This is a genomic window from Arthrobacter sp. TJ-217, from assembly GCF_058269255.1.
Genome location: NZ_JBZCNJ010000002.1, coordinates 556,878 through 575,696, shown reverse-complemented (window position 1 = coordinate 575,696; position 18,819 = coordinate 556,878). Strand labels below are relative to the sequence as shown.

12 protein-coding genes are annotated in these 18,819 nt (G+C 66.6%); 1 reads left to right on the top strand and 11 read right to left on the bottom strand.

Going from position 1 to position 18,819, the window contains the following annotated elements:
- The first annotated feature begins 5 nt into the window (after positions 1–5).
- On the top strand, positions 6–1,724 hold the full coding sequence (locus AC4D2R_RS05715) for a sensor histidine kinase (protein WP_490938339.1): 1,719 nt from the start codon (positions 6–8) through the stop codon (positions 1,722–1,724).
- 13 nt (positions 1,725–1,737) lie between these two features.
- On the opposite strand, the gene sufU is transcribed toward AC4D2R_RS05715, so the two are convergent.
- From sufU to AC4D2R_RS05660, 11 genes are all read right to left on the bottom strand, one after another.
- Positions 1,738–2,190, bottom strand: coding sequence for a Fe-S cluster assembly sulfur transfer protein SufU (gene sufU, locus AC4D2R_RS05710; RefSeq protein WP_490938337.1), 453 nt, complete (start codon positions 2,188–2,190; stop codon positions 1,738–1,740).
- The gene (locus tag AC4D2R_RS05705) at positions 2,190–3,506 is read right to left on the bottom strand and encodes an aminotransferase class V-fold PLP-dependent enzyme (protein WP_490938335.1); all 1,317 of its coding nucleotides are present in this window, start codon (positions 3,504–3,506) and stop codon (positions 2,190–2,192) included. The genes sufU and AC4D2R_RS05705 overlap by 1 nt, the downstream gene beginning before the upstream one ends.
- A gap of 692 nt (positions 3,507–4,198) precedes the next feature.
- Positions 4,199–5,392 (bottom strand): glycosyltransferase, encoded by a 1,194-nt coding sequence (locus tag AC4D2R_RS05700; RefSeq protein WP_490938333.1) that lies wholly within the window; start codon positions 5,390–5,392, stop codon positions 4,199–4,201.
- Positions 5,393–5,401: 9 nt separating this feature from the next.
- The gene (locus AC4D2R_RS05695) at positions 5,402–7,015 is read right to left on the bottom strand and encodes an ArnT family glycosyltransferase (RefSeq protein WP_490938331.1); all 1,614 of its coding nucleotides are present in this window, start codon (positions 7,013–7,015) and stop codon (positions 5,402–5,404) included.
- Positions 7,016–7,060: 45 nt separating this feature from the next.
- Positions 7,061–8,347, bottom strand: coding sequence for a glycosyltransferase (locus tag AC4D2R_RS05690; RefSeq protein WP_490938329.1), 1,287 nt, complete (start codon positions 8,345–8,347; stop codon positions 7,061–7,063).
- 58 nt (positions 8,348–8,405) lie between these two features.
- A complete protein-coding gene (locus tag AC4D2R_RS05685; RefSeq protein ID WP_490938327.1) occupies positions 8,406–9,113 on the bottom strand; it encodes a hypothetical protein in 708 nt (235 codons plus the stop codon).
- A complete protein-coding gene (locus tag AC4D2R_RS05680) occupies positions 9,101–11,620 on the bottom strand; it encodes a galactose oxidase early set domain-containing protein (protein ID WP_490938325.1) in 2,520 nt (839 codons plus the stop codon). The genes AC4D2R_RS05685 and AC4D2R_RS05680 overlap by 13 nt, the downstream gene beginning before the upstream one ends.
- Before the next feature lie 319 nt (positions 11,621–11,939).
- Positions 11,940–14,624 (bottom strand): helix-turn-helix transcriptional regulator, encoded by a 2,685-nt coding sequence (locus AC4D2R_RS05675; RefSeq protein ID WP_490938323.1) that lies wholly within the window; start codon positions 14,622–14,624, stop codon positions 11,940–11,942.
- A 9-nt stretch (positions 14,625–14,633) separates the two neighbouring features.
- A complete protein-coding gene (locus tag AC4D2R_RS05670; RefSeq protein ID WP_490938321.1) occupies positions 14,634–17,267 on the bottom strand; it encodes an AAA family ATPase in 2,634 nt (877 codons plus the stop codon).
- Between the two features lie 246 nt (positions 17,268–17,513).
- On the bottom strand, positions 17,514–18,101 hold the full coding sequence (pth, locus tag AC4D2R_RS05665) for an aminoacyl-tRNA hydrolase (protein ID WP_490938319.1): 588 nt from the start codon (positions 18,099–18,101) through the stop codon (positions 17,514–17,516).
- Positions 18,102–18,115: 14 nt separating this feature from the next.
- Entirely contained in the window at positions 18,116–18,727 is a 612-nt protein-coding gene (locus tag AC4D2R_RS05660; RefSeq protein WP_490902334.1) for a 50S ribosomal protein L25/general stress protein Ctc, read from the bottom strand.
- Positions 18,728–18,819 lie beyond the last annotated feature (92 nt).

The window sequence follows — 18,819 nt, the reverse complement described above, 5'->3', positions numbered from 1 at the left end:
CACGGGTGACGCCTCAACCGAACCTCCGGTATCCGGGTGGAGCCCCCGGCCGGTCCGATGACCGGAAGCGCAAGGTCGCCCTCAGCCAGCTGGCGCTGACCTGCTCCATCGTCCTGGTTGTCCTCCTGGGCTGGATCCAGACCCCCGACGGTACGTTTTTCAACGACCTCCTGCTCGGTGGAATCGCCGTTCACTGTGCCCTGCTGCTGCTGGTCCTGCCTGTGCCCTGGCATGCCCTGCCCGCCGGGAGCGTCCTTGCCATACCCCTTGCCGATTTCATCACCCTGGGCCTGCTGCGGGCCGGGGCCGGGGAATTCCTGGCCGGGGTGGGGCTGCTGGCGGTGTTTCCCGTCGCCTGGATCGCAGCCGCCAGGGTGCGGACCCGCACCGCCGTCGCCCTCGCGCTGACGGGCGCCCTGGGCATTGTGTGGGCGCCATTGGTGGCCGGCGGTGGAGAATTCAGCGACTACCTGAAGCCGCTGCTCCTGCCGGTCGTGCTTGCCGGGCTCGCCGCGTTCGTCTCGGTGCTCACCACCGAACGCCGGGCCCAGGAGGAGATGCTGCGGGCGTCCCAGTCCGCCCTGCAGGAGTCGGCCGAGGCGCAGGAGCACCGTGAACGGCTCCTCGACGCCATTCTCGAAACCGTGGACGTGGGCGTGCTCGCCGTCGACCGCGACGGCCACGACGTGCTCATGAATGCGCGCCAGCGGGCGGCCCACGTCCTCGCCACGCCGCCGACGCACAACGACCCCAACGAGTCGCAGCTCCTGCTCTTCGGAGCGGACCGCGAAACCCCGCTGGCCGAGCACGAGCGCCCCGTGCGGCGTGCGGTCCGTGGTGAGAGTTTCGCCGGAGTGCAGTTGTGGGCCGGAAGCGGCAGGGACCAGCGGGCCCTTTCGGTCTCGGCGCGGTCGATGCGCGACGACGACGGCGGATTCGCCGGGACGGTTGTTTCCTTCACCGACGTGACATCGCTGCTCGAAGCCCTCGCGGCCAAGGACGACTTCCTCTCCAACGTCTCCCACGAGTTCCGCACTCCCCTGACCGCCGTCCTCGGCTTCCTCGAGTTGATCCTGGAGCGCCGGGAAGCACTGCCCGCGGAGGTGGTGCGCTACGTCGGCATCGCGCGGCGGAACGCCGTGCAGCTCGAAGGCCTCGTCGATGACCTGCTCTCCATCAGCGCAGGCACGTTCAGCGTCTCGCCCTCCCCGACCGATGTTGGGGAGCTCATCTGCCTCTGCGTCGCCTCCGCGCAGCCGCGCGCGGCGAACGCCGGAGTGCATCTGGCCAGCCGGGCGCCGGAAACCCTCGAGGCGGTGGCCGATCCCCGGCGGCTGGGCCAGGCGCTGGATAACCTGCTGTCGAACGCCATCAAGTACAACCGCCCGGGTGGCACCGTCACCGTCAGCGCCGGCCTCCGGGACGACGTCCTTGTCGTTGAGGTTCAGGACACCGGCATCGGCATCCAAGCCGATGAACTGAGCCAGGTGTTCGACCGGTTCTTTCGGTCCCCCGCGGTCCGCATCTCGACCGTCCAGGGAGTGGGACTTGGGCTGTTGATCACCAAGAGCATCGTCTCCGAGCACGGCGGTACGATCTCGGTGGCGAGCGACCCGGGCCGCGGGAGCACCTTCACCGTCAGCCTGCCGCAGGGAGCCTCCCCTGGTGCAGGGAACCACGAGGGCGGTGACGACGGGGCGCAGCTTTCCCGGGCCCAGCGCTGAAGGGCCGCGGATTTCAGCTGTTGGCCGCGAGCAGGGACTCCTCGAGCGCCACCCAGGCCAGCATGGCGCACTTCACGCGCGCCGGGTAGCGCGATACGCCGGCGAGGGCCGCGGCGTCGCCGAGCACCTCTTCGTCGGCGGCAACGGTTCCCCGCGAGCGCATCACCTCCCGGAACGTGTCAACGAGCGAGACCACCTCATCGCGCGGCAGGCCCTGGGTGAGGTCGGTGAGCACCGAGGCAGAAGCCATCGAAATTGCGCACCCGGCGCCCTCCCAGCTGACCGAGGTCACCGCGCCGGCGTCGACCACGGCCCGAAGGGTGATCTCATCGCCGCAGACAGGGTTCAGCTGGTGGGATTCCCCCATCTCGCCCGGCCCGTGGTGGGGAGCAAGCCCCGAACCGTGGCGCTCCTTCGCGTGGTCGAGGATGATCTGCTGGTACAGCTGCTCAAGGTCGGTGTTCATCAGTGTGCTCCAAAGAAAGGACGGACCCCGGCGAGGGCGTCGAGGAAAAGGTCAACCTCGTCGGTGGTGTTGTATAGGTAGGTGCTCGCCCGGGTCGACGCGGTGAGCCCGAGCCTGCGGTGCAGCGGCTGCGCGCAGTGGTGGCCAACCCGCACCGCGATGCCCTTGTCGTCGAGGAACTGCCCGACGTCGTGGGCGTGGACGCCCTCTACGTCGAACGCGGCGAGGCCGATCCGGGCCGCGCCGGGCCGCGGACCAAGGACACGGATCCCGTCCAGCCGTGAAAGACCGTCGACCAGGCGCGCGCCAAGTTCGCTTTCCCACGCCTCGATGCGCTGCATTCCGGTTTCGGCGAGGTAGTTAACCGCGGTTCCCAGCGCGATCGCCTGGGAGATGCGCTGGGTTCCGGCCTCGAAGCGGTTCGGCGCCGGAAGGTACTCGGCGGTTTCCATCGTGACCTTCGTGATCATTGAACCGCCGGTGAGGAACGGGGGCAGAGCGTTGAGGAGCTCGGCCCGCCCGTAGAGGGCTCCGATGCCCGTCGGCCCAAGCATCTTGTGCCCGGAGAAGACAAGGAAATCGACGTCGAGGGCCACCACATCGACCTCGAGGTGCGGCACCGACTGGCACGCATCAAGGAGGGTCAGCGCGCCGGCGTTCCGGGCGAGCCGCACGAGTTCCGCCACGGGGTTGATGGTTCCCAGGACGTTCGAGGCGTGGGTGAACGCGAGGATCTTCGTGGCCGGGGTGAGCAGCGCCTCGGCTTCCTCCATGCGGAGGGCCCCGTCGTCGTCAACCGGGATGAACCTCAGTTCCGCCCCGGTACGTGCCGCCAGCTCCTGCCAGGGAATGAGGTTGGCGTGGTGCTCCATCTCGGTCACGACGATCCGGTCGCCCGGCCCGACAGCGAAACGCTCGGCTGCCTTGCCTCCACGCCCCGCGGCGGCGTTCGACATGGCATAGGCGACGAGATTGATCGCCTCTGTGGCGTTGGAGGTCCATACCACTTCGTTGGGGCGGGCATTGATGAAGGCCGCGACAACCGCGCGGGCCCCTTCATAGGCATCTGTTGCGTGGACGGCCAGGGAGTGTGCTCCCCGGTGGACGGCCGCGTTGCGCTGCTCGTAGAACTCCTGCTCGGCTTCAAGAACCGAGATGGGGTTCTGCGAGGTGGCGCCCGAGTCCAGGTACACCAGCGGTCTGCCGTTGACTGTGGTGCCAAGGATCGGGAAGTCGTTGCGGATGCGCAGGACCTCGGCATTGTCCAGGGGCGCAGCGGGACGGAGCAGGGAGGCGGGCAGGGACACTGAATTCAACGCAGGACTCCTCGGTCAGCTCGGCGGCATGAACACGCGCGTCGGTTAACACCGTGCATCACCGTCTTTACCGGGATTCAGGGGCCACAAGCAGTGGCATTACGACACGCAACCGTAAGCTAATTCTCTCACGGCGCCGGGGAGTCCGCTTCCGGCCCGCTGCACGGTCTGTCGGGAAGCCTTGGCGGGCCTGCGGTGCTGGTGTGCCGGGCTCCCTGTGGTGCCCTGGTTCAGGACACCACAGGGAGCGCGGTCAACGTAAGGAGCCGACGACGGCTGGGGACGAGCCTTGGTCTCGGAAGGCTCTGACGTCGCCGGCTCCGCTCTGGGGCAACGCCGGCGCTTCCCCGGAGCGGCAGGAACGCCGGCGGGCAAGCACCGCATTGCAAACTGAACCGGCGCGGTGGGTGTCCACCGGTGTCGGTCCTGCTGGCGGAGCTGGAAATATAAAAATCAGGGAAGAACCGGGGGCCGTTGCGGGCCGCCCGCTCCTTCTGTTCTGTAGCCTACGGCGGCTGGATGGGCCGCTCACGAGTAGGTCCTACCCGAGTTACCGGTTCCACTACTCCTGTAATTCCGCGGGTATACACCCATGACAGGCGGGCATACACCAAGAACACTTGTGCGCAGACCGGAGCGCTCGGGCGCCCCGGAATCCGGGCACCGGAGCCCGGATTTCCGCCGTCCCGGCATCACACCTGGCCTGCTTCGGGTTCGAGCCGTGTGGTCCCCGCATCGGGCAGCTGAGGCAGGACCGCCGGAGTGGACAGGGTCGGCAGGATCGCCGCCGACGGCAGGAGCGCGCCGGTGGGCAGGGTGCGTGGCAGGTAGACGACCTTCGAGTGGTACAGGTAGCGCAGCGTGAACGCCGCCGCGATGGTTCCCGCCTGTGCGAGCACGCTGTGGAAGGCGAGCACCTCGACGAGGAGGATCAGCAGCGGCAGCCGCAGCGCCGCTTCCAGGTTGTTGAAGCTGAAGGATTGAAGGAAGCGGGTCCGCACCCGCGAGGCGCTGCTGCGGACCCCGCTGAAGACCAGGCGCTCCTGGAGCAGGAAGTTCGAGACGATTGTCAGTTCCGCGGCCACCACCGCGGCGAAGACGTAATGGGTGCCAAGACCCAGCAGGGTCGCCATGATCAGCAGGTTGAGCACCGTGCCGGCGGCACCGACCGCCGCGAACAGGCCCACCCTGCCCACGCGCAGTTCGCCGACCTGCCGGAGGAAACGAAATCCCTCGCTCATTCCCGCCTTTGATTCCCCGGCGAAACGCTTCGCGAAGATGAACGGCACCTCGGCGACAACCAGCGGCTGCCGGGCAAGGATTTCAAGGAGGATCTTGAAACCGCTCGGCTGCAGCACGCTGAGGTTGACCGCGGCGCGGCGGACCGCGAAGAAGCCGGTCATCGGATCCGAGCAGCTGCGCAGGCGGACGGGGAACAGGGTACGGGTCAGCAGCGTGGCGCCGACCGACACGAACCGGCGGTACCCGCCGGCAAGGCCGGCCGAGCTTCCTCCCTGCCCGCAGTAGCGGGAGGCGACGACGACGTCGGTTCCCGGCTGCTCGAGCCGTGCCAGCAGTACCGGGATCATTTCAGGCGGGTGCTGCAGGTCGCCGTCCATCACCAGGGCGTAGGTTGCGGCGCTGGCCTTCATGCCTTCGATCACAGCGCCGCTGAGCCCTCCAACGGCCGCCGCACGATGGATCAGCCGCACCGGCATTGGCGTCTGCAGCGCTGCACGTTCAATGACCTGCGGTGTGTCGTCGGTGGAGTCGTCAACGAAGAGGATCTCGGCGTCGAGGTTGTGGCAGGCCGCGGTGATGCCGCGCACCAGCTCTTCGATGTTCGGTGCTTCATTGAACGTTGGAACGATGACTGACAGTTTCATAGCGGCCCCCTAGCGCCCTGGATCCTGAGTTGGCTTGATGACCCGGCGCACGCTCCACTCACCGAACGTCTTTACGGGCACTGAATTCTTGACGACCTCCCCGGTGCGGGTCAGCCCGAGGCTTTCCACGTTCGCGGTCACGATGGGGCCGACGATGACCCAGTCGACATCCCGCCACCCGTTGGGGTGGTGGGTTTCGAACTGTTCGTCAAGGTCCGGCTTTTCCGTGGCGATCATCGTCCACGGGTCGTTCCATCCGCTCGAGTTGAGGTCGTACCACATCGAGTAGGGCGCGAGGACGACGTCGTCCCGGGAGACGTTCTCCTGGACCCAGAGCATCGTCTCGCGCCAGTTGCCGTTATTGTCGGCGGTCAGCAGCTCGCGGTCCTGCTCGAACCACTGGGGCACCGACATCAGCACGAGCGACGCCGTCAGCAGCGTGACGAAGCCGGTGCGCAGGGGCAGCTGGAGCAGCCGGAAACGCCGCCCGATGCGTTCAGCTCCGGACCATACGATGTCCACCCCCGAGCCGAGGGCGAGCGCAAGGAAGGGGATCACGGCGATGATGTACATGGCCGGCAGGTAGCCCTCGCCCAGCACGATAGGAACCGCGAAACAGGCGACGGCAACGGGGATGCACCGGGCCCGCCGGCGAAGCAGGCAGACAGCCGAGGCAATGAGCCCGGCCGCGATGATGTACTTGTCGTAGTACAGCCAGCCGGTCCACAGCTCGGACCGGCTCGATCCAGCATCGAAGATTGTTCCCGAGCCGGAGCGCTCGAAGAACTGGTATTCAAGCGCCTCCTGAAGCGAAACATGGTCGGGCCCGGCGACAAGCTCGTTCCTGAGCAGCGCGGCAAGTGGATAGAACGCGAGCAGCAGGCCGCCAACGGCGAGGAAACCGACGACGGAGAAAACCCGGTTGCTCCACCGCGGGCGGTACATCAGGGCCAGCAGCAGGGCCGGGCCGAAGATGGCCAGCGTCTCCTTGGACAGCACGGCGATGGCGAAGCACGCCCCCGCGGCCACGTGATGCCAGAGCGCGTCGCGGGTCGACAGCGCAAGGTAGAAAGCCAGCAGCAGCCAGGGCACGCCGATGTTGTCGAGGTAGACCTGCCGGCCGAGGACCAGCGAGAGCGGCGACAGGATGAAGATGACGGTGCTCAGTGCGGCGAAGGGTATGCGTACGGTCATCCGCCGTGCCAACATGTACAGCAGCAGCGCGCTGGCAACGAAGAAGAGGGAAATCACGTACCGCGTGGCGCCGATCGCCGTCCCGTCACCAAGCCCCAGCAGGGCTGGAAACCAGTTCAGCGCGGCAATCTGGATCCAGCCCAGCGGCGGGTGGTCGTACCAGTACGTGTAGGGCGCCAGGGATCCCGAGTGGACGGCGAAAGCCTGGGACGTGTAGGTCCCCTCGTCGTCCTGGTAGCTCGGTGAGCCGTTGAGGTTCCACAGGCTGAGCACCGACGCGGCGGCCAGCAGCACCGCCATTGTTGCCTTGTCCCAGCGGGAGAGCGAAGTAAGTGTGAAAGGTTGTGCTGTGCGCGGCGGCTGCGGAGGGCGCTTGGCCCTCTGCATCCGATCCCCGGCTGGCCCCAGCTCCAACTCGAGTATCGCCATTGAATTACCTCCTGGTGGTGCCACCGCCGAGACGGGGCTTCATGGTCAAGAACGGATAGGGGCGGGCTCGTAGTCGATGTAGGCGAGATGGGCCCCCGAGTGGTCGGTCTTCTCCCACTTGAAATCGCGGCGGAGGAACTTCACCAGCGCCCGGAGTGCCGAGATCGCCAGGAGCATCTGGTAGAAGGGAGTTCCCACGACCAGCCGGAAGTAGTCGTAGGGCGAGAGCTTGAACCGGTGGTCGCGCCCGAACTCGCGGAGCATGCAGATGTCGAAGGCGATTGTCGCGAACGTCGGTACCAGCGGCAGGAAGGAAAGGAGCGTCACGATCAGCGGGAATCCGCCCCACACGGCCGCGGCGATCGCGATCGGGATGCATACGCCGGCGAACGCCATGAAGTGCTGCTGCATGAGCGTCCACCAGGCAATGGCGCGCATCCTGCGGGTGGGAAGCGCCTTCCAGTCGCCCTTGGCGAAGACCTGCATGAACCCGAGGGACCATCGGGTGCGCTGGCGGATGAGGTTTGCCAGTGAATCGGGGGTTTCCTCCCTGGTCACCAGCTCGGGTGAGTAGGCGACGACGATCCTGCGGCCCAGTGTGGAAAGGCGTACACCGAGGTCGCAGTCCTCGGCGAGGCACGAGCCGTCCCATCCCCCGACCGCGTTGAGCAGTTCACGCCTGATGAAGACGGTGTTGCCCCCCAGCGGGATGAAGCCCTTGCTGGAATGGGCGTGGAGCCGTGAGCGGAACCAGGTGAAGTATTCGAGGCAGTTGCGCAGCGAGTACCAGGTGTCGCGGTAGTTGATCAGCTGGACAGCGCCCTGCACCACGTCGGCGTTCTTGGTCGCGAAAACGCTGTCGATGTGGCAGAGCAGTTCCCGCGCGGCGATCGACTCGGCGTCGAACACTCCGACGATCTCGTTGCGGCACATTGCCAGCGCGTTGTTGAGCTGGCGCGGCTTGTTCTTGACCTGGCTCATGTCGACGCTGACCCGGATGTGGTCGGGGTACTCGTTCGCCAGCTTGTAGGCCGACGCCACAGTGTTCGGATCGTCGTGCCCCACGGAGATGATGATTTCCTTCTGGGCATGGGTCTGGTTGAGCAGCGCATTCACCGTCGCCCGCATGACGTTTTCCCGCTCATTGCGGCACGGCATGATCAGGGAGAAGGAGAAGCTCTCGGTCTCCTGAAGCCCCGAATACGAGGTGCGGACCTGGGTCTTCGGATCCCACCAGGCGTAGGTGTTCAGGTAGAGCGTCGAGGAGGCGATGGCGAACAGAACCAGGGCGATGAGGACGACCAGCACGCTGGCCAGGAACAGTGCAGTCATGACGGAGCTCCGGTGGAGTGGGTACGGGTTGGCTTCAGGCCCGGGCGGGCAGCCGGACTCAGTCCCCGGGCCCGCACGCTGTGCCGTCCTTGTTCACGTCGAGCTTCTGCGGGTCCACTTTGGCCTTCCGCACGGGCAGCCCGTCCGCGAAGTATTCGCGGACCTCGGCGCACGTCCAGGAATGCGGCATTCCGGCGGGATCCGCGCCGGCATCCTTCATCTGCTTCACGTGCGCGCCCATGCTCGGCGGGATCGCCGGAAGGCACTGGCCGTCGGCCCCGTACTGGGGAAGGCACCCGCCCAGCGATATCTCCTTGCCGCGCAGGACGTCGGCCGGTGAGACAGCGCCGCGCTGCTTGAGCCCGGCCGAGCGGTCCTTGGCCCCGGACTTCGGCCCGGCAGCAAGGCCCGCCGGGGCTTCTCCGGCCTTGGCCAGGGACACCTCGGACTTGGCGCCCACAGTGGGAGGTGTCTTCTCCGCTGCCATTGCCTGCCCCGGCGGAGTTCCCCCGGGCGCCGCCGGGGCGTGCCCCGGCGCCTTAGGATCGTGGCCGGCGGGGGCCGGGGCGTCCTTCACCGCCGGCTGCTCCTCGCCGACCCGTGCCGCATTGAGGGTTGCACCGGCATCGGGGGTGTTGACCGCTTCGATGGCCGACAGCCCGCCCCATACCAGGGCGACCGACGCTGCGGCGCCTGCGGCGGAAAGCACAGGCAGCCACCGCTTGTTGATCGTTTCGTTCGACTTGTTGTTTTTCACGAAATCCACACCCACCTAGCGATACTGGGAACTCCATTGGCATTGAGGACTGAGAGCATGTACGGCCCCGGAGGGAGGAGGTTCGGGTTGGCGGGGACCTGTGCGGTCCGTGCCGTCCCCGTCCCGGCGAGCGGCAGGTCCACGAGACGGGCATTGGTGTCCGTCTGGTGGGTTGCCGACATCGGTGCGATCAGTGAGGCCGCCGTCACATCACCGGTGATGCCGAGCTGGATGTTCTGCCCGTAGGTCGCCCTGGCGGGGGCTGCGGTGATTGTCGGACGGGGGCCCTTGAACAGGTACGGCGGGCTGTACAGGGAGATGCGGAACTCGAAGGAGTTGTCGCCCGGATTGGATCCCATGATCGCCACCTTGCCGTCGGGCATCAGGATCGACGTCGAGTGGTAGTTGCGGGAGATCGGATCCGGATCGATTGACTGCCAGGTGTTCGCCTTGGGGTTGTACAGGGCCGCCGTGCGGACGTCACCTGCGCGGTTGTACTGGGCGCCGTTGGCTGCGAGCACGGTGCGGTCCGGCAGGTTGACCAGGTTGACGTATGTCTTTCCCGGGCCGGGAAGATCAGGCCCCGGCACGTACTGCGGCACCGCCTTGTTGAAGTCGATGATGTCGACCAGGTTGATCCCGGGGGCGTTGCCGTCGGTGTTGCCGCCGCCGACGATCATCAGCTTCTGGTCCTGGGCCGGTCCAATGAAGACAGAGCCGGCCTGGTCGCGCATGTCCTTCTGCCTTAGACCCGGCACATCCCAGATCTTGGCCGTGGCCCAGTCGTAGACCGATGCCCCGGTGCCGGGAAGCCCGTTGCCGAAGGTGTGGGCGCCGGTGTAGAACATCTTTCCGTCATCGAGCAGGAACATGTGGGGGTAGGTGCCCCAGTAGCTCCAGGTCTGCGGCACCTGGTTCTGCGGCAGCCATGCCATGGCCGAAGTGTCGAAGATTTCGGTGAGCACCGTGCCCTGGGCCTTCTCGTCAAGCCCGCCGGCAGACCACACGTCACCGTTGCCCAGCTTTGTCAGCGACGGGTACCAGTGCGCTCCGGCCATGTCCGCGAGCGGGTGGAACTTGTCGTCGACCGTGTCGAAGTAGTAGCTCCGATCGGCTCCCTTGAACGTTGTGGGTCCCTGGTCGACTGTCGGGAATGCCTCGGTCCCTCCTGCCAGCAGGACCTTGCCGTCGGGGAGGGTGACGTGCCCCGCGCAGAACATGTCGTACGGGACAGGGACTTCCTTGAAGGTGTTGGTTGCAGGGGTCCAGACGACGGCCCTGAACGAACCGGCCCTGAAGGCGTTCTCGTCATTGCCTGAGCCGGCGATCAGCAGCAGGCGGCCGTCGTGAAGCAGGGTTGTGTGCATCGCCCGGATCGGCAGCTTGGTCGCGAGAACCTCCCATGAGCCGACGAGCTCGCCCGCACCGGCCGGAGGCGGCGGAGCCGGAGCGTACTTCTTCATCGAGTACTTGGTGGTCTTGAGCGAACCGTTGCCTGTGATTGAAAGGCCGAACGAAATCCTGTCGACGCCGGCCGGGATGGCCGGTGTGCGCGCCGTTGCCGTCGTCCAGTTCGCCGCCGCGGGCAGTGCCTTAAGGTCGGTCCAGTACTTCCATCCTGTCGCGCTGTGCGTGAAGACGCTGAAACCCGTCAGCCCGGTGGCCGTTGTCTTATAGTCCACCGCAAGGTCGTATTGGACGCCAGGGGTCACCGCCGGGGCGCAGCCGGCGGCTTCCGACTGGATTAGCTTGGAGTCGCCGGACACATAGGCGCTGACATTGAATTCGAAAGACCGGGTACCTGCAGGAGAATTGGCGGGCACATCCGTCGTAAGACGGGAGGCCAGGGTTTTTTGTCCCCATCCCGCAGTCTGGAAGCATTCAGGAAAGGCCGCACCACGGGCCAGATTGCCATTGACGACCAATTCGGCGGCGTCAACCGGCGCGGCGACCGCAACCTCGGTCAGCGAGTAATCGTCGGTCACGACTTTTCCATTCGCCGCAAGGGAAAGGCCGAAAATCACCCTGTCGGTCCCGGCCGGGATAACCGGCGTCGGTGCCTTTGCCAGGGTCCAGCCGGCTACTGCCGGAAGCTGCTTCACGTCGCCCCAGTAGCTCCACCCCTGCGCGGTGTGGCGGAACATCGTCAGCGACACCTTCGCCGTTGACTTGTACCAGACCTGCATGTCGTAGGTCTTTCCGGCCTGGACGGCCGGCGCGCATGCGTCGGTTTCGGTCTGGAGGAGCTTGCGGTCGCCCTGGGTGTAGCCCTGGATGGCAACAGCGGCGGACCGGCCGCCCTCCCTGCCTGCCTCAAAGGTCCACGTACCAGCGGTGCCCCACCCCGACCGGGTGAAGCAGGTGGGCGTTCCGGCCCCGAGCTCAAGTGAGGGGTTCTGCACGAGGTTCACCGCGGGTGCTGCCTGCGCGGTCGGATTCGCGACGAAGTACATCGCCGCGAGGAGGAGGGTCAGCACCGCCGCGAGGAAGGCGGGGAGTCTTGTGGAAAATCTCACAGGAAATCTCCCCCCTCGGCGCAGGCGAAACTCATCGCGCTTTCAACGAAAAGGGAATTCCCCTTATCGACGCAGGGCGAATGCATTAGGAATTTTCGGTACATTGGATAACCCCAAACCACGCAGGAGACACGGGACGGTGCAGTGCTAAAAGTCTAGGATTTGGGGGTTTGCAATAACCGAGTAGCGGTTACTCCACTTCACGGAGAGTAGAGAGGACCATCTACTCGCGGTTTAGCGCATTACTACTTGGGATTGACAGCCGCGTACTCAGCAATACTTGCGGCAGAAATAAAAAACAATCGAATCTTGAGGAATTCTAGAGATTCCGGTCGATTTCCTTGAGGTCTTCACGCCTCGTGATTCCGAGCTTGGCGAAGATCCGGTACAGGTGCCCTTCGACCGTCCGCACGGACACCGACTGTTTGTCGGCGACCTCCCGGTTCGTGTATCCCTGTGCCACGAGCGAGACGATGTCCCGTTCACGCCGCGTGAGCTTGCCGCTTGACTCGGCGCGCGCCTGCACCGGTTCTTCGGTCTTCGCGAGCACTGAGGCGAGCTTGGCCTGGACGTTCCGTGCCTTCACATGCGCTCCGCGGGAGGTCCAGAGTTCCGCTGCCGCCTTGAGGCTGGCCACGGCGATGGGCAGGTACCCGTGGCCTATGGCGAGGTCTGCGGCGGCGGTGAGCCCGGCGGGCGTGTTGTTGCGCCGTGCGGCGGCAAATGCGTGGACGACGGCTCCTTCGGACCCTTCGAAGGTTTCGGTCAGGGCGGCAAGGGGCGCATAGGCGGCAGTATCGCCAAGCCGGGCCGCCTGCTCGAGCGCAGTGGCGGCGACCTCGAGCAGTCCGTCGGCGGCCGCGCTGTCCGCGATCTTCCTCAGGGCTGCGGCCGCTTCGGGCTCCTGGCCGATTATGGATCCGGCGGCAAGGCGGTAGATCCGCCCGGTCAGCCGCATTTCACGGCTCCCCCGCGCTGCGGTCAGTTCTCCTTCATCGATGAGCACCTCGGCCCTGTCTTTTTCCCCGGAGACCGCGCAGGCGTAGGCCGCAAGCCCGAGCACCATGGTGAGCACCTGGGCCGGATCGGATTCGCGGATGCCTTCGACGGCGAGCAGCAGCCGGTTCCGGGCCGTGGTGGTCCTGCCTCCCCGCAGGGCTGCCGCTCCTTGGAAAAGGTCATACCAGCCGGAGAAATACACGACGTTCCGTGGGTGCAGCCGGGCGTATTCGTCAAAGGCCGCCTCCGCCTCGGCCCAGGCGCCGGCGTGGACCAGTACCAGAAGATGCCGGGCCATGACGAACTCGCGGTAGGCAAGCAGCCGGTGGCCCGTGGCGTCGATCAGGGCGAGGGCCCTTCCGGTTGCTGCGGCCCCCTGCACGGCGCGTCCGGTGGAGCCGAGCAGTTCGCCAAGCAGGGCGAGGGCCCCCACTTCCGTCTCTGGTGTTCCGTGGTCGGCGCCAAGCGCCGCCCGGAGGTCCTGTTCGACGTGGAGTATCCGGCCTTCAAGGATGAGGATGTAACACAGGAGCAGCCTGCAGCCCAGGCGGGACGTCGCGGCAGCGTCGAGTATGGCCGCCGGGCTGCTGGGGCCCTCCCGTACCTGTGCCGCCTCGATCCTGTCGATGAGCGAACTCCACCGGTCCGCGTCCCGGCGCAGGTTGGCTGGCGGCTCTCCGCCGCGGACGCGGACGTCGACGGAGAGAAGGCTCGCTTCCTTGGCGACGTCGAAGTCGGTGCAGCCATCGAGTGCTTCATCGATGAGTTCTGCAGCATAACCGAGGTTGCCGCGGGCGATCTGCGCCCGGGCGATTTCGACAAGGGCCCTCCCCCTCAAGCCCGGGGCGGACACGGCCCGCGCTGCCCGCAGCGCAAAGCCGTGGTCATAGAGGCGGTTCGCGACGACGGCGGCCTGCAGCAGGTCCCGGTCATCGGGCGGCACACCGCAGTCCAACCCCCAGGAGACGCTCCTGAGGAAACCCTCAAGCGATTCGGTCTGCGGGCTTCCCAGGCTCAGCATTGCCCGCCGGAGGGCAATACTGCGGGCCGTGGGGACCTGGCTGCGGATGACTTCGCCGTACAGGGGGTGGCTGAGCGAGACCGGAAGGTTCGGAGGTGCACCAACCGTCACCAGGTGGTCGTCCTGGAGCCGCTGCAGGGCGTCGGGATTGACGCAGCGGGAGATCGTCTTGAACGAGACGGGCTCGGCGAGGGCAACCATCTCCAGCGCCGCCATGTCGGAGGCGGCGCGCTGGCGGAGCTGGTTGAGGATCAGGTCGACGAGCCGAAGGTCCACTTCAGGCTGCCCGCCAACCATCCGCCATACGCCGTTTTTCTCCACGAGGTGCCCCTGACCGGCGCCCTGCTTCAGCAGGGTCAGGAGGAACAGCGGGTTGCCGCCGGTGGTCTGCGCCAGCATCCGGGCGGTGCCGGTGAGGACCGGCCCTCCCAGTTCCTGCCGGCACAGCGCTTCAACGGCGCGCGGGTCGAGGGGTTCGACATCGAAGCGGAAAAGCAGCCCGTCATCGCTGAGGGCGAGGAACTCAGCCGGAGTCGCCGGCGAAGGACGGGTCAGCACGAGCAGCTTCACGCGCCGGGCGCTGGCGAGCTGGGACAGCAGAGCGCAGCTGCTGTCATCGAGGTCGTGGGCATCGTCAACCACGAAGAGCGGTGGCGGCGCGTTTTCCTTCGCAGGCGGAAAGTTCTTCAGGAGGCTGCGCAGGATTGCCACCGGCGAGGCGACGTCATTGACCGAAAGATCGTGAAGGTAGGGCGAAAGCGCTCCGAAGGGTATCTCGCGGAGCGAGGATCCCCCGGTGATAAGGAACAGCTGGGAGGACCCGTTGAATTCAGCGGCGACGGCCCGTGCCAGGGCGGTCTTTCCCACCCCTGCTTCACCGACAACCAGTGCCCCGAACCCTGCCGGCGAATAGAGGGCGTCGAGAATTTCGCGCAGCAGCTCGTCCCGCCCCACCAATCCCCCGCCCTGCTGCATTCCGCCCATCGCCGGAGGCTACCTGAAGACCTGTGAGAGCTGTTTTCGGCTTGAAAGTCCAAGTTTGGTGAGCACCTGGTGCACGTGGCCTTCGACCGTCCGGACCGAGACGTGCTCGGCTTCGGCGATTGTCCTGTTCGAGGCACCGCGGGCCGCGAGCCGCGCGATGCTCCGCTCCCGCTCACTGAGGATCTTCCGCTGGGTGGACCGGCGTCCGGGTGCAGCGGCCCGGCGCGCAATCTGCTCGGCATACACGCCGATCATCGCGTCGCTGTCCTCCTGGAGGGCGTCGATGGCCCGCACCGCCGCGTCGGTGGCAAGACCGAAGTTGCCCATGTGGAGGGCGGAGGACGCGGCGTCGAGGAGCATCTCGGGGTGGGCCGCTGCGATCCCCTTACCGAAGAGGGCACAGGATTCCGCCAGCGGTCCCTCGGAGTCCGCGGCAAGCGCGCCAAGCCGCTCGGCGAACTGGTCCGCCCCGAGCTGCACCGCCTGGCTGAGGAAGAGGAGTTCCTGGCCGCGGTTGCCGGCCTCGGCCTCGATGTCGGCCATCCGCGCCAGTTCCGCTGCGGCCTCGGCGCGGTCTCCCAGGGAGCCCTGCGTCAATACCCGGAAGAAGGCCACCGTCGACCGGACCTGCCAGGAATAGCGCTGCGGTTCGAGGTCGATGCCCTGAAGGTGGGAAAGGGCCGCCTCGGCGTCGCCGTTGAGGCTGTGGGAGTAAGCGCAGGCAGCTTCGGCGATGGGCAGCAGCCCCTGCCGGTCCCGAATCCGGAGTTGGCTGATGGCCGGGCCAAGCTTGGCCAACGCCGAGTCGCCGCGCCCGGCGAAAGTATGAAGCAGGCCCTCGGTGAATTCGGCTGACGAGCCCTCATAGAGGCTTGGGCCGGCCGTGGCGTTCGCCTCGGCTGCCATCGCCATTGTCTCCTCCCAGTAACCGGCAAGGAGCAGCGCCTCAAACAGGTGTGCGCCTGCCCGCTCCATGTCCAGTGGCCCCCGGTCGGCGCCGGAGACCCGCGCGAGAAGCGCCCTGCCCGTCTCGACGGCCGCCTGCTGCCTGCCGGTCAGGGCAAGAGCCGAGGTGAGCAGTCCGGCAAGGTGGTCGGAGGGGCGGTGCCGGTCGAGGCGCTGTTGGACAAGCACCGATCCCGATTCGACGACGGCGGCGCACCGGCCTTCAAAGAGGTCCCGCTCCGCGGTGAAGTCTTCGGCCGCTTCGATCAACTCGAGGAGTGGTTCCTCTGGAGAGGTTTCCTTTTCGATCCGCGTCCGGACCTCGGCGAGCAGGCTGTCCGCTTCGGTGTGCCGGCCATGGCTTCGCAGCACCAGCCTCGCCTGCGTGAGCATCAGCCTCACCCACAGGCCTGTTTCGGTTGCGGCTGCAGCGGGCGAACCGAGCAAGGGGTCAAGCACCTGGAGTGCTGCGTCAACCTCACCGGTGATGGCCAGCGCACGCGCCGTTTCAAGCACGGCGTGCGGGTCGCGCCTGGCGTTCTTGAGCGCGCCGATGAAAGTGAGGGCCGCATCGGGCTGGTGGATATCGTTTGCGAGCCGGGCGGCATCGACCAGCGCAGGGGGCTCTTGATCGATGCCGTTGTCGAGGCACCAGTGCGCCAGCGCCATCCGGCTGGTTCCGGGCAGCGGGCTGGTGTGGGGTGCTTCGACGAGCTTCAGGAGAAGTTCCCTGCCGCGGGGTGAGACAAGCTGGGAACGCACTACTTCCCCAAAGGCTTCGTGGACCGGGTGGAGCAACGGGGGTGTGCCGTGGTCGGTGCGGAGGATTCCCTGCGTCTGCAATCCGTCGATGACCTCCGACGCGGCGGTGCCGAGCAGCAGCTCGACGGGCACCGCTCCGGCGACAGCCACCGCCTCGGCCACGGCGCGCTGTTCCGGCGAGAACCGGTTGAGCTGGCCGGTGACCCATTCGGTGATCTGCTTGCCCGACCGCTCCCGGGGGCGGCCGTCGCTCACCCACACCCCGTCGCGGATGAAGAGGTGGCCGGAGCGGGAGTCTGTCTCGGCGAGGGCCTGGACATACCGGGGATTCCCCCCGCTTGCCACCCACAGTTCGAGTGCCGCGGAGCGTGAGACTGTTGCGCCGAGGCCGGCCTTGAGCAGGGCCGCGGTTTTTCCGAGGTCGAGGGTTTCCACGTCGAGCCGGCGCAGCACGTCATCCTTCCACAGGTCGAAGAGCTCGACCGGGGTGCGCTGCATGTCTTCGCAGATAACCAGCAGCCGGACTGCTCCGACCCGCGCAAGGTGGGCAATGACCATCGCCGAACCCGCGTCGAGGGCTTCGACGTTGTCAACGAGCATCAGGGTGCGCTTTCCGCCCCTGCGCAGCTCGAAGAGGTCCTGGAGGGCGCTGAGCAGCAGCAGCGGGTTCGTTGCCGTCGCGGCGTCGAGCTGGGCGAGCACAACGCTGAGTGCACCGTAGGGGGTGGCCGAGGTGGCGGCTGATCCGCGGACGTAGATGTGTTCGAACCGGTCGGCGAGCGCGGCGACGGCATGGCGGGCGATCAGGGTCTTGCCGATGCCGGCTTCACCGACGACAAGCACCCCCCCATTGCGGTCCTCGAGCAGCGTGCTGCACACGAATTCAAGTTCTTCGTCCCTGCCGACCAGCGGCCACGCATTGGTAGTGACCGTCATAGGTCACGCTCGAGCACGCTTTCACCGGGTCGAATTACCGGCACCACCGGCTCGACGCCAGGGTAGATCACGCAAGTCACCATTGAGTCCGCCCCACAACGACTGTCTTGGAGGACTAGGTTACCGCGAAAACGAGTAAAGACCAGCGGAAATAGGGTGAAGGCTTGGCTAGACGCCGGACGCCACGCCGGGCCGGTGTGCGCGGCTCGCCGTTCGCTGCGGTTTTCAGCAGCTGGGCAGGCGGTTTCACACCGCGCGGGCGTGGAATTTCTGCTGCGCCTGCACCAGGCCGTCGCGGATCAGCAGCTCGACAGCGTCGGCTGCATCCTCAAGCAGAAAGTCAAGCTCTTTCTTTTCGGCGGTCCCGAAATCCCGAAGCACGAAGTCTGCAGGATCCTGGCGTCCGGGCGGGCGTCCCACGCCGACCCTCACGCGGTAGTAGTCCTTGGTCCCGAGGGCCTTGCTGATGTCTCGCAGGCCGTTGTGGCCGCCTTCGCCGCCGCCGAGCTTGAGGCGGACTGTATTGAACGGGATGTCGATCTCGTCGTGGACGGCGATTACCTGCGCCGGCGGAACATTGTGGAACCGGGCAAGGGCCGCAACGGGGCCCCCGGAAAGGTTCATGTAGGTGAGCGGCTTCATCAGGACCAGCCGCGGCCCGCCTGGCCCCATCCTGCCCTCGAGGGCCAGCGCCTGGGTCTTCGAACTCTTGAAACGGCCGTTGAGGCGTGAGGCGAGAACGTCGAGCACCATCTGGCCGACATTGTGTCTGTTGCCGCTGTAGCCGGGCCCGGGGTTGCCGAGCCCGGCTACAAGCCATGCTTCATGTGGCACGGAGACCGGCAGGATCAGCTGTTGTCGGCAGCGGGCTCGGCTTCGGCTCCGGCGTCTGCGGCGGGGGCCTCGGTCTCACCCAGGTCCTGGACGGTGGGAGCGGCAAGGTTGACGATGAGCGTGTCGGCGTCGACGAGGAGGCGCGTACCCGCGGGGAGCTGGATGTCGGAGGCGTGGATGTGCTCGCCGACCTGGCGTCCCTCGATGTTGACGGTGAGGCTCTCGGGCAGGTGGGTGGCTTCCGCCTCCACCAGCACGGTGTTGCTTTCGAGGTTGACCACGACGTCGGGAGCGGCTTCGCCCTCGATGTGGATGGTGACGTCAACTTCGACCTTCTCGCCGCGGCGCACGGTCAGGAGGTCGATGTGCTCGATGATCTGCTTCAGCGGGTTGCGCTGGATGTCCTTGGCCAGGGCGAGGTGGTCCTCGCCGTCCACCTCGAGGGTGAGCAGGGCGTTGGGGGTGCGTACCGCGAGGGTGGTTGCCTTCGAGGGAAGCAGTACGTGGAGGGGGTCTCCACCGTGGCCGTAGATGACGGCGGGAATCTTGTTGGCGCGGCGGGCCTGCCGGGCAGCACCCTTGCCGAACTCGGTGCGTACTTCTGCGGGGAGCTTCTGCTCTGACATTGTGTCTCCTGGTGGAACGCTTGGCAGCAGGCCGGTGGGCCAGCTTCTGGACGTTGCCGGGACGGAGAGGAGCGTGTCTAGAAACCGCTCGT